12 protein-coding genes are annotated in these 10,565 nt (G+C 60.4%); 8 read left to right on the plus strand and 4 right to left on the minus strand.

Going from position 1 to position 10,565, the window contains the following annotated elements:
- The first annotated feature begins 21 nt into the window (after positions 1 to 21).
- Both secB and gpsA read left to right on the plus strand, forming a co-directional pair.
- Positions 22 to 492, plus strand: a complete 471-nt coding sequence (secB, locus tag ACTG20_RS02825; RefSeq protein WP_005340639.1) for a protein-export chaperone SecB — start codon at positions 22 to 24, stop codon at positions 490 to 492.
- 2 nt (positions 493 to 494) lie between these two features.
- Positions 495 to 1,499: an NAD(P)H-dependent glycerol-3-phosphate dehydrogenase gene (gene gpsA, locus ACTG20_RS02830; RefSeq protein WP_127007325.1), complete on the plus strand. Its 1,005-nt coding sequence runs from the start codon at positions 495 to 497 to the stop codon at positions 1,497 to 1,499.
- A gap of 69 nt (positions 1,500 to 1,568) precedes the next feature.
- Here the strand turns inward: gpsA and nfuA are convergent, their stop codons facing one another.
- Together nfuA and ACTG20_RS02840 are read right to left on the minus strand one after the other, a co-directional pair.
- Positions 1,569 to 2,147, minus strand: a complete 579-nt coding sequence (gene nfuA, locus ACTG20_RS02835) for a Fe-S biogenesis protein NfuA (protein WP_005340636.1) — start codon at positions 2,145 to 2,147, stop codon at positions 1,569 to 1,571.
- An 80-nt stretch (positions 2,148 to 2,227) separates the two neighbouring features.
- Positions 2,228 to 2,956, minus strand: a complete 729-nt coding sequence (locus ACTG20_RS02840; protein WP_194494828.1) for a ComF family protein — start codon at positions 2,954 to 2,956, stop codon at positions 2,228 to 2,230.
- 38 nt (positions 2,957 to 2,994) lie between these two features.
- Between ACTG20_RS02840 and bioH the strand changes: the two genes are divergently transcribed.
- The 4 genes from bioH (at position 2,995) to ACTG20_RS02860 (ending at position 5,206) form a co-directional block, all read left to right on the plus strand.
- Positions 2,995 to 3,759 carry a pimeloyl-ACP methyl ester esterase BioH gene (gene bioH, locus ACTG20_RS02845; RefSeq protein WP_194494827.1) on the plus strand — a complete coding sequence of 255 codons (765 nt, stop codon included), beginning with the start codon at positions 2,995 to 2,997 and terminating at the stop codon, positions 3,757 to 3,759.
- A 71-nt stretch (positions 3,760 to 3,830) separates the two neighbouring features.
- Positions 3,831 to 4,064 carry a flagellar basal body rod C-terminal domain-containing protein gene (locus tag ACTG20_RS02850; protein WP_194494826.1) on the plus strand — a complete coding sequence of 78 codons (234 nt, stop codon included), beginning with the start codon at positions 3,831 to 3,833 and terminating at the stop codon, positions 4,062 to 4,064.
- 1 nt (position 4,065) lies between these two features.
- Positions 4,066 to 4,842: a putative metalloprotease CJM1_0395 family protein gene (locus ACTG20_RS02855; protein WP_194494825.1), complete on the plus strand. Its 777-nt coding sequence runs from the start codon at positions 4,066 to 4,068 to the stop codon at positions 4,840 to 4,842.
- A gap of 85 nt (positions 4,843 to 4,927) precedes the next feature.
- Positions 4,928 to 5,206 carry a hypothetical protein gene (locus ACTG20_RS02860; RefSeq protein ID WP_005355353.1) on the plus strand — a complete coding sequence of 93 codons (279 nt, stop codon included), beginning with the start codon at positions 4,928 to 4,930 and terminating at the stop codon, positions 5,204 to 5,206.
- Between the two features lie 69 nt (positions 5,207 to 5,275).
- Here the strand turns inward: ACTG20_RS02860 and ACTG20_RS02865 are convergent, their stop codons facing one another.
- Both ACTG20_RS02865 and greB read right to left on the minus strand, forming a co-directional pair.
- A complete protein-coding gene (locus ACTG20_RS02865; RefSeq protein WP_194494824.1) occupies positions 5,276 to 7,585 on the minus strand; it encodes a Tex family protein in 2,310 nt (769 codons plus the stop codon).
- A 191-nt stretch (positions 7,586 to 7,776) separates the two neighbouring features.
- Positions 7,777 to 8,250, minus strand: a complete 474-nt coding sequence (gene greB / locus ACTG20_RS02870) for a transcription elongation factor GreB (RefSeq protein WP_194494823.1) — start codon at positions 8,248 to 8,250, stop codon at positions 7,777 to 7,779.
- Between the two features lie 249 nt (positions 8,251 to 8,499).
- Here greB and ompR point away from each other — a divergent pair, with 249 nt between their 5' ends.
- The gene (gene ompR / locus ACTG20_RS02875) at positions 8,500 to 9,222 is read left to right on the plus strand and encodes an osmolarity response regulator transcription factor OmpR (protein ID WP_005340625.1); all 723 of its coding nucleotides are present in this window, start codon (positions 8,500 to 8,502) and stop codon (positions 9,220 to 9,222) included.
- A complete protein-coding gene (gene envZ, locus ACTG20_RS02880; protein ID WP_194494822.1) occupies positions 9,219 to 10,529 on the plus strand; it encodes a two-component system sensor histidine kinase EnvZ in 1,311 nt (436 codons plus the stop codon). The genes ompR and envZ overlap by 4 nt, the downstream gene beginning before the upstream one ends.
- The last annotated feature ends 36 nt before the right edge of the window (positions 10,530 to 10,565 follow it).

Raw genomic sequence — 10,565 nt, forward strand, 5'->3', positions numbered from 1 at the left:
TATAACAAGGAATCAAACGAAATGGCTGACGAGATCAACAACCAGGAAGTACAACCGGAATTCCACATCCAGCGTGTTTACACCAAGGATGTCTCTTTCGAAGCGCCGAACACCCCGCACATCTTCCAGAAAGAGTGGCAGCCGGACGTCAAGCTGGATATGGATACCAAGACCAACATCCTGGCTGAGAACGTCTACGAGGTTGTTCTGACCCTGACCGTAACTTGCAAACTGGAAACCGAAACTGCCTTCCTGTGCGAAGTACAGCAAGCCGGTATCTTCACCATCGGTAACCTGCCGGAGCCGCAACTGGCCCACTGCCTGGCTGCCTTCTGCCCGAACATCCTGTTCCCGTATGCCCGCGAAGCCGTGGCCAACATGGTGAGCAAGGGTTCCTTCCCGCAGCTGAACCTGGCACCGGTCAACTTCGATGCCCTGTTTGCCCAGCACATGGCGCAAGCACAGGCCCAGCAGGCGACTGCGGAAGCCTGATAATGGCTGACCAGATCGCTATCTCGGTCTTGGGAGCGGGGTCTTATGGCTCCGCCCTTGCCATTTCTCTGGCGCGCAATGGTCATCCGACCCTGCTGTGGGGTCACGACCCTGCTCATGTCGCCGAGCTGGAACAAGACCGCTGCAACAAGGCATTTTTGCCTGATGTCCCTTTTCCTGCTGATTTGCAGCTAACTGCGGATCTGCAACGTGCGGTACAGGCTGCTCCCGTGCTGCTGCTGGTCGTGCCAAGCCATGTATTTGGCGATGTGCTGACCCGGATCAAACCCTTCCTGCGTCCCGATACCCGTATCGCCTGGGCCACCAAGGGTCTGGAGCCGGACAGTGGCCGTCTGCTGCAGGATGTGGCCCGCGAAGTGCTGGGTGACGAGATACCGCTGGCGGTCATCTCCGGTCCCACCTTCGCCAAGGAGCTGGCTGCCGGTCTGCCGACCGCCATCTCGGTCGCCTCGACTCACGACGAGTTCGCCGACGATCTCTCCCATCTGCTGCACTGTGGCCGCTCCTTCCGGGTCTATACCAATCCGGATTTCGTCGGTCTGCAGCTGGGTGGGGCGGTGAAGAACGTCATCGCTATTGGTGCCGGTCTCTCCGACGGGCTAGGATTTGGCGCCAATGCCAGAACCGCGCTCATCACCCGGGGTCTGGTGGAGATGCAGCGTCTGGGTGCGGCGCTGGGTGCCGATGCCAAAACCTTTATGGGGATGGCGGGGCTCGGGGATCTGGTGCTCACCTGTACCGACAACCAGTCGCGCAACCGTCGCTTCGGGCTGGCCCTCGGGGCTGGCAAGGATGTGAACACCGCCATGACCGAGATCGGTCAGGTGGTGGAGGGGTATCGCAACACCAAAGAGGTGCATCTGCTGGCGGCCCGCTGCAGCGTCGAGATGCCCATCTGCGAGCAGATCTTCAAGGTGCTCTACGAGGGTAAGAACCCGAAAGAGGCGGCCATCGCCCTGCTGTCGCGAGACAAGAAGGACGAGTAATCTGCCGATTGCCCATGCAAAAGGCCCCGCCAGATGGCGGGGCCTTTTCTTTGCTGCAAGGGCTGTAAATCAGTAGTAGGAGTGGTCGCCGCGCTGGTGCTCGGTGGCGTCTTTCACGCCGTTGAGCTCACCCGGGAACTTCTCCAGCAGCTGCTTCTCGATCCCCTCTTTAAGGGTGTAATCGACCATGGAGCAACCGTTGCAACCACCGCCAAACTGCAGGATGGCCAGTTTGTCTTCAGTCAGCTCGACCAGGGTGACCTTGCCACCGTGACCGGCCAGCATGGGGTTCACTTCGGACATCAACACGTACTCGATGCGCTCGATTAGCGGCGCGTCGTCGGCCACTTTACGCATCTTGGCGTTCGGTGCTTTCAGGGTGAGCTGGGAGCCCATCTGATCGGTCACGAAGTCGATGGTGGCATCCACCAGGAAGGGGGCGCTCAGGGGATCGACCATGCAGTCGAAGCCGCTGAAGGGCAGGTGTTGATCTTCAGGGTCCACGGCATCGGGCGGGCAATACGATACGCCACACTCGGCATTCTGGGTTCCCGGATTGACCACAAACACCCGGATATTGGTGCCATCAGGCTGTTTTTCCAGCAGTTTACGGAAATGGGCCTGGGCGGCGTCGGAAATGCTGATCATCACTATCCTCATAAACCTGAGTGTACGACTAGGGTATTCATGATAACGCGGTTATTAATGCTTGGGTAGCATGCCTATGTCTACTTGCTGTGCCGCAGGGTACGACAGATCGCCCACACTTCTACGTTTGTGATGCCGCTCTCATGGAGCAGACGGCTGAGCTGACCGGCGGTGGCGCCTGTGGTCACAACGTCATCGAGCAGGGCGACATGATGGTATTGGTGGGAGCGGATCCGGAATGCCCCGCGCAGATTGCGCCGCCGCTGCCCGGCGCTCAGGGTTGTTTGTTGCGGGGTCGCCTTGATGCGCTGCAACAGAGTGTTGTCGCAGGGAATGCCGGTGAACTCGCCAAGGGCTTGCGCGATCTCCTCCGCCTGATTGAACCCGCGCCGCCACTGCCGCCACCAGTGCAGGGGAACCGGAATGATCGCCTCCGGCGGCTCGCAGCCATCCAGATGATCGGCCAAGAGGCGTGCCAGTAGCGGCGCCAGCAGGATCTGGCCGGAATATTTGAGCCGGGGGATCAGCATGGGGTAGGGGGTTTGGTAGTCGCCAATCACCTGCAACCGCTCCCAGGGGGGAGGTCTGCGCTGGCAGCGACCACAGACCGGTATGCTCTCTTCTATATAGTCAGCCAGTGGTGCTGCGCAGAGGTGGCATCTCGGCTGTGACTGGTGCAGCGCCTGCCGACACCAGCTGCAGAGCAGGGGCTCGTTGTCACAAGGCTGATGACAGAGGAGGCAACTCCCTTGCCAGTCGCCGTGGTTGCCGAGCAGCGGGCTTGCTTTAGCGAGCAGTCGTTTTAACATGCTGACCCCAAGAGCATGAACAGGGATCTTGAGTCTAGATGAGCATATCGGTAGAGCAGTTTGGCCAGGGGCCCGATCTGGTGCTGTTGCACGGTTGGGGGATGAATGGTGCGGTCTGGCATGGTATTGCCCGGCAGTTGGCGTCCCACTATCGGATTCATCTGGTGGATTTGCCCGGTTTTGGCAACAGCCCGCTGGCAGACGAGGTGGATTACAGCCTGACCTGGCTTGCCGAGCAGGTGGCCGCCATCTTGCCGCAGAAGTGCCATCTGCTTGGCTGGTCGCTCGGCGGTCTGGTGGCAAGCCAGTTGGCGCTGACGCATCCCGATCGGCTGCACTCCCTGATCACCGTGGCCAGCTCCCCCTGTTTCATGGCCCGTGATGAGTGGCCGGGGATCGCTCCCAAGGTACTGACCGGCTTCAACCAGATGCTGGCGGGGGATTTTCGCCAGACCATAGAGCGCTTTCTGGCGATCCAGGCCATGGGCAGTGAACATGCCCGGGACGATATCCGTCAGTTGCGCCACTGGCTGGCCGAGCGCCCGGCGCCCCAGTTTGCCGCACTCGAGGCCGGGCTGACGCTGTTGGCCGACATTGACCTGCGCGAACCGCTGCTGGAGCTGGATCAGCCCTGGTTGCGGATCTATGGCCGACTGGATTCATTGGTGCCCAAGGCGGCCATTCCCCTGCTGGACGATCTCTACCCTGCCAGCCGCAGCGTGACTCTCAATAAGGCCTCACACGCACCTTTTATCTCCCACCCTGACGAATTCATTGAAATCGTTCGAGATTTTGTTGGCTAAAAAACAGCCTGCAAGCTTCATTAATCCTCTGGTCTGGCGGATAATTAAGCTGTGACCAGAGGAGTAACACCATGCGAATTGATTCTGCTTTCAACAGCGGGGTACAGGGATTTCAGCGAGCCGAGCAGATTGCCGACAAGGCATCCAATCAGATCGCCCGCCTCAGCACCCCCAGCGGGGATCAGGTGCAAGTGACCGATGAGCTTGTCAATCTCAAGGTGGCCGAGCAGCAGGCTGGCGCTTCAGCCAAGGTAGTGCAGACCGCCAGCGATATGATGGGAACCCTGATCGACATCCGGGTGTGAGATGAACATCAATGTCAGTCTGCCCCCCCTTATCCCGACACAGCTGCAACCCCAGGTGGAAGCGGCGAGGACGGATAATCGCCGGGCAGAACTGATCCCGCAGGCCCGTGCGGGCCAAGCCTCCGTTGCCGAATCTGAAGTCGGCTCCCAGAAAGAGAAATCCAAAGCCGCTCAGGCCTCCAGCAATCAGAGCTCCCAGAACAGCCGTGAAACCGGGCAATTAGCCCCGACGACACTGCCAGATAATCGCTTTGTCGAGGCCACCGGTGAGGATGGGCAGCGCAAGCAGCAAGATCCCAAACAGCAGGAGCAGCAACAGCGGCAACAGCGGCAAGAGCAGCAGGTTCAGGATCTTGTCGAGCGTGACAAGGAGGTGCGTACCCACGAGCAGGCGCATCAGTCTGCGGGTGGAGAGTACGCCAGCTCACCCACCTATCAGTTTACGCAAGGGCCGGATGGCAAGCGTTATGCGACGGGTGGCGAAGTCCAGATCGATACCAGTGTCGTACCCGGTGACCCTGCCGCTACCATCGCCAAGATGCAGCAGATCCGCGCTGCAGCGCTGGCGCCTGCCGAGCCTTCTGCGCAGGATTTGGCCGTTGCACGCAGCGCCGCCGCGAGTGAAGCCAAGGCGCGCAAAGAGCTGATGGCCGAGCAGAGCGCGAAATCGGGCGGCGTGCTGAGTGCCTATATGGACAAGCGCAACAGCGTCATCGCGGGCCACTATCGACAGGCTGTCAGCCCGGCTTCTACCCAGTCCCTCAGTCTGCATATCTGAATCACCCTCGCCAAACTTTCAGCTCCTTTGCCTGTTTTGCAACTAACCTGAAGATCAGGCCCATTCCAATTTCACAGGAGCTGTCATGCATTTCGATGAAGTCAAAGCGGAAGATTTCACCACCTTCTCCCGTGTACCGCCTCCCCACCTGCAGATGGAGCAGTTTCTGATGCAGCTCGGGGGAGGGGGAACTGAAGGAACCAGTTTCAAGAAGAAAGTGATGCTGGCGGCTGGCTGGAGCCACACCGGCGTCGTCTCTTACGGCAAGTATCCGCAAGAGGCCTGCAAGGCATTCAACCGACTGCGGGAGGTGCTGGCCCAGCATGGAGAGCCCGAGAGCATTCTTGCTGCCCTGACGCAGTAATCCTGAGCTTCGCGTGTAAAAAAGCCCCTTGTGGGGCTTTTTGCATTTAGAAGACGTCTGAAGGTATCGTTACTTTTTCGCTTTGGAGAGCGCTGCCGCGAAGGCGTTGCCCATGGCACCACCCATAGGGGGGCTTTGGCGCGGCTCATTTCTTGGCTTGGTGTTGCCGGCACTGCTGTTGCGCGCTTCAGCCGGCTTGCGGGCGGGTTGCCCTGCCTTTTCGTCGAGGCGCATGGTCAGGCTAATCCGCTTGCGCGGGGCGTCCACTTCCAGCACTTTGACCCGTACAATGTCGCCCGCCTTGACCACCTCACGGGGATCCTTGACGAAACGGTCGGTCAGGGAGGAGATATGCACCAGCCCGTCCTGATGAACACCGATATCGACGAAGGCACCGAAGTTGGTGACGTTGGTGACCACCCCTTCCAGCACCATCTCGGGCACCAGGTCGCTGATCTGCTCCACCCCTTCCTTGAAGGTCGCGGTTTTGAACTCGGGGCGCGGGTCGCGGCCCGGCTTGTCCAGCTCGCCGATGATGTCGGTGACGGTAGGTACGCCGAATTGCTCATCGGTATAGTCGGCCGGTTTCAGGCTGCGCAGCAGGCTGCTGTTGCCGAGCAGGCTCTCCACAGTCTGCTCCAGCTTGGCGAGGATCCGCTCCACCACCGGATAGGACTCCGGGTGTACCGCCGAGCTGTCGAGGGGATTGCTGCCGCCGCGAATGCGCAGGAAGCCAGCACACTGTTCGAAGGCTTTGGGGCCGAGTCGGCTCACTTTCAGCAATTGCTGACGGCTCTTGAAGGCGCCGTGCTCATCCCGGTAGGCGACGATGTTCTGGGCCAGCGTCTGGGAGAGGCCGGAAACCCGGTTGAGCAGGGCGACCGAGGCGGTATTCACATCCACCCCGACCGCGTTTACGCAATCCTCGACCACGGCATCCAGTCGGCGGGCCAGCTGGCTTTGGCCGACGTCATGCTGATACTGGCCCACCCCGATGCTCTTGGGGTCGATTTTGACCAGCTCGGCCAGCGGGTCTTGCAGGCGGCGGGCGATGGAGACGGCGCCACGGATCGAGACGTCGAGATCCGGGAACTCCTGGGAGGCGAGCTCGGAGGCGGAGTAGACCGAGGCCCCCGCTTCGCTCACCACTATCTTCTGCGCCTTGGCGGCGGGGTAGTGTTCGAACAGATCGCTGACCAGCCGGTCGGTCTCCCGCGAGGCGGTGCCGTTGCCGATGCTGATGAGCTCGACCTTGTGCTTCTGGCACAACTCGCTCAGGGTCTTGAGACTCTGATCAATCTGGCGTTTTGGTTCGAACGGATAGATGGTGGCGTGATCGACCAGCTTGCCGGTGGCATCCACCACGGCAACCTTGACCCCGGTGCGGATGCCCGGATCCAGCCCCATGGTGCAGCGCATGCCGGCCGGGGCCGCCATCAGCAGATCCTTGAGGTTCATGGCGAACACCTTGATCGCCTCCTCCTCTGCCGACTCGCGGATACGGCCGATTAGCTCGGTCTCCATCTGAAGCGACAACTTGATCTTCCAGGTCCAGCTCACCACCCCTTGCAGCCATTTGTCGGCCGGGCGGTTCTGCAGATTGAGCTTGAGGTGGTGGGCAATGATCCCTTCGCAGGGGCTGGCACTCTCATCGTCACCGGTTACCAGAGCTAGATTGAGGATACCTTCATTGCGGCCGCGCAGCATGGCCAGCACCCGGTGGGAGGGGGCCTTGTGCAGTGGTTCGTCGTGTTCGAAATAGTCCTTGAACTTGGCCCCTTCCTGCTCCTTGCCTGCCACCACGCGGGCGCGCAGGGTGGCGTTCTGCCACAGGTAGTCGCGCAGCTTTTCCAGCAGGTCGGCCTGCTCGGCGAAGCGCTCCATCAGGATATAGCGGGCGCCATCGAGAGCCGCTTTGCTGTCGACAATGCCCTGTTCGGGATTGAGGAAGGCGGCCGCCGCTTGCTCGGGATCCTGCATCGGGTCGCTGAGCAGCAGGTTGGCCAGCGGCTCCAACCCGGCTTCGATCGCCATCTGCCCCTTGGTACGGCGTTTGGGCTTGTAGGGGAGATAGAGATCTTCCAGCCGGGTCTTGCTGTCGGCGCCATTCAATTCGCGCATCAGCTCGGGGGTCAGTTTGCCCTGCTCTTCGATGGAGCGAATGATCACCTGACGGCGATCTTCCAGTTCACGCAGATAGCCGAGGCGGCTCTCCAGAGTACGTAGTTGGCTGTCGTCCAGACCGCCGGTCACCTCTTTACGGTAACGGGCGATAAAGGGCACGGTCGAGCCTTCATCCAGCAGGCGCACTGCGGCCTGCACCTGCTCGGGGCGAGCATTGAGCTCACCGGCAATCTGTCTCTCTATGGTTTGCATCATGATGTTGTTGAGGGCCTCTGTGGTCGAGTCCGCGCCATCAGGCGCCAAGTGTGAGCACTATATGGGGTCGTGTTGCGGGATGCCACCCTGCGACAGGGTCTGCACCCGTCAGACTGATAAAGTCGCAGGGGAGGGCGTTTATCTTGCCATTGCACCTGTGACTCAGGATGTGCCTGTGGCAAGCAGTCCGGCTATTTGGGGTAGCTGATCTCGTTGATATACCAGCAGACGTCACCAACTGGCGTACGGACGATGGCTTCATCGCCGACCTCTTTCTTGAGCAGGGCGCGGGCCATGGGGGAGTCGATGGAGATGTAATCCTTGCGCTCGAAGATCTCGTCATAGCCGACGATGCGAAAGCGCTTGGTCTCGCCCTCTTCGTTTTCCACCTCGACCCAGGCGCCGAAGAAGACCTTGCCCTCCTGCGCGGGGGCATAGTCGACGATCCCCAGCTCTTCGAGACATTTGCGCAGGTAACGCACCCGCCGGTCGATCTCCCGCAGCCGCTTCTTGTTGTACTGGTAGTCGGCATTTTCGCTGCGATCCCCCAGGCTGGCGGCCCATGCCACCTTCCTGGTGACCTCGGGGCGCTCCTCGCGCCAGAGGAAATCGAGCTCTTCTTTCAGCTTGTTGTAGCCTTCGCGGGTGATCAGCTTTGTCTTCATGGTGATGCGGACCTGGTCAAAGAGGGGTATTCATCGCTAACTGCTCGGGAATATTAGCTTTTGTCCTCTTGCTGTCGAGGGAAATCGTGATGGCTCGGCTGGCGCCATTCAGCGAGTAGCTGGCCAGCGCGGTGACTTGATGGCCGTCACGCTCTCGGGACGGGTAATAACCGGTAACATATTTGTGCTTTGCTCCCGCTATATCCCCCCCTAGTATTGGGGGCAGCTAAAGAATGAAGAGGCAAAGTAATGAGTCAGCAGCAATACAAGGTCCTGGTCGTGGATGATGACCTGAAATTACGTTCCCTGTTGGAACGCTATCTCACCGAGCAGGGATTCGTAGTGCGCGGCGTGGCCAATGGCGAGCAGGCCGATCGCTTGCTGACTCGTGAAAACTTCAGCCTGATGGTGCTCGACCTGATGTTGCCGGGGGAAGATGGACTCTCCATCTGCCGCCGTCTGCGGGAAGCGGGCAACCAGATCCCGGTGCTGATGCTCACCGCCAAGGGGGATGAAGTGGATCGCATCGTCGGGCTCGAGATGGGGGCTGATGACTATCTGCCCAAGCCGTTCAACCCCCGCGAACTGCTGGCGCGGATCCGTGCCGTGCTGCGCCGCCATACCGTCGAGCTGCCGGGGGCTCCCTCTGCTGCAGAGAAGGTGGTCAACTTCGGCGCCTTCCAGCTCAATCTGGCGACCCGCGAGCTGAGTCGGGATGGCGAGCCGATGGCGCTCACCAGCGGTGAATTTGCGGTGCTCAAGGTGCTGGTCAGCCATCCGCGTGAACCGCTCTCCCGCGACAAGCTGATGAATCTGGCCCGTGGCCGCGAATACACCGCCACCGAGCGCAGCATCGACGTGCAGGTCTCTCGCCTGCGCCGCCTGCTGGAGCAGGATCCGGCCCAGCCCCGCTACCTGCAGACCGTCTGGGGTCTTGGGTATGTGTTCGTGCCAGATGGTGACGGTGCATGAAAAAGGTCGGCAGCATGTTCTCGCGCATGCTCTGGTTTCTGGCTGCCGTTCTGGTGGTCTATCAAGCAGTCTCCTACGTCACCTTCTACAACTATCTGCTGGCGCCAACCGTCAAGCAGATTAGTCACTTGCTGGCCAACCAAGTCAAGCTGATCTTTCCGGTCAACACTGAACAACTGGCGCTGAGCGAAGATGCCGAGGCGCTGGTCTATGTGACGACCGGTACCGACATCTATACCCAGAGCGAGGCGGTGCAGCATGGCTTCAACGAGGCCAAGCCGTACCCCTATCTGGAGGAGAACATCAGCCGCGAGCTGGGTGGCCCGGCCAAGGTGCGGGTCGAGATCCAGGATCACTACATCATCTGGATCCAGCCGCCGCAGGCCAGCAAAATCTGGGTGCGGATCCCGCTGACCGAGATCGAAGATGACGATATCGAACCCCTCATCATCTATCTGAGCGTGCTGCTGGTGATCACTCTGTTTGCGGCCTGGCGCTTTGCCCGGCAGCTGGTGCGCCCGCTCGAGGATCTCGAGGCTGGTGCCGTTGCTGTGGCCAGAGGCCATTTCCCGGAGGCGCTGGGGGAGCTTGGCTCACGGGAAGTGCGGCGACTGACCCGCACCTTCAACCATATGTCCCACTCCATCAAGAGCCTGATCGAGGAGCGTAACCTGATGATGGCGGGGGTCTCCCATGATCTGCGCACTCCGCTGACCCGCATCCGGCTGGCCACCGAGATGATGTCCTCCGGTGACGAGTACCTCAAGGAGAGCATCAACGCCGACATTGATGAGTCCAATGCCATCATCGATCAGTTCATCGACTACATCCGCCCGGATGAGGGCCAGGATCTGGAGCCGATCGATCTGACCCAGCTGGTGCACGATACCTTGCTGCTCTACTCGGAGCAGGGACTGGAAGTTGATCTGGCGCTGCCGCAAGAGGCGGTGCGGGTGGCCTGCAATCCGGTCAGTATCCGGCGGGTGTTAAACAACCTATCAAGCAACTCGCAGCGTTATGGGGCGAGCCGCTTGCATGCCGAGTTGAAGGACGATGGGCACTGGGTGCGCCTGCGCCTTTCCGATGATGGCCCCGGCATTCCGGAGCAGGACTATTCCCGGGTGCTCAAACCGTTTACTCAGGGGAATGTGGCGCGGACCGTTGGCGGCAGTGGCTTGGGGTTGGCCATCGTGGCCAAGATAGTCGCCCAGCACCACGGCACTATCCGGTTGGGAAGTTCGGAGCTCGGCGGCCTGCTGGTCGAGATGCGGCTGCCGAAACATCAGCCACAGGAGTGGATGGATTGAGAGAAGGGCGTATCCGTGGATACGCCCTTCTGCATG

Source organism: Aeromonas sp. 84A, assembly GCF_051919345.1.
Taxonomy (GTDB): domain Bacteria; phylum Pseudomonadota; class Gammaproteobacteria; order Enterobacterales; family Aeromonadaceae; genus Aeromonas; species Aeromonas veronii.

Excerpts from the sequence above, each read along its gene's own strand:
- secB (WP_005340639.1), top strand. The coding sequence starts at position 22 with ATGGCTGACGAGATCAACAACCAGGAAGTACAACCGGAATTCCACATC.
- gpsA (WP_127007325.1), top strand. The coding sequence starts at position 495 with ATGGCTGACCAGATCGCTATCTCGGTCTTGGGAGCGGGGTCTTATGGC.
- nfuA (WP_005340636.1), bottom strand. The coding sequence starts at position 2,147 with ATGATCAGCATTTCCGACGCCGCCCAGGCCCATTTCCGTAAACTGCTG.
- ACTG20_RS02840 (WP_194494828.1), bottom strand. The coding sequence starts at position 2,956 with ATGTTAAAACGACTGCTCGCTAAAGCAAGCCCGCTGCTCGGCAACCAC.
- bioH (WP_194494827.1), top strand. The coding sequence starts at position 2,995 with ATGAGCATATCGGTAGAGCAGTTTGGCCAGGGGCCCGATCTGGTGCTG.
- ACTG20_RS02850 (WP_194494826.1), top strand. The coding sequence starts at position 3,831 with ATGCGAATTGATTCTGCTTTCAACAGCGGGGTACAGGGATTTCAGCGA.
- ACTG20_RS02855 (WP_194494825.1), top strand. The coding sequence starts at position 4,066 with ATGAACATCAATGTCAGTCTGCCCCCCCTTATCCCGACACAGCTGCAA.
- ACTG20_RS02860 (WP_005355353.1), top strand. The coding sequence starts at position 4,928 with ATGCATTTCGATGAAGTCAAAGCGGAAGATTTCACCACCTTCTCCCGT.
- ACTG20_RS02865 (WP_194494824.1), bottom strand. The coding sequence starts at position 7,585 with ATGATGCAAACCATAGAGAGACAGATTGCCGGTGAGCTCAATGCTCGC.
- greB (WP_194494823.1), bottom strand. The coding sequence starts at position 8,250 with ATGAAGACAAAGCTGATCACCCGCGAAGGCTACAACAAGCTGAAAGAA.
- ompR (WP_005340625.1), top strand. The coding sequence starts at position 8,500 with ATGAGTCAGCAGCAATACAAGGTCCTGGTCGTGGATGATGACCTGAAA.
- envZ (WP_194494822.1), top strand. The coding sequence starts at position 9,219 with ATGAAAAAGGTCGGCAGCATGTTCTCGCGCATGCTCTGGTTTCTGGCT.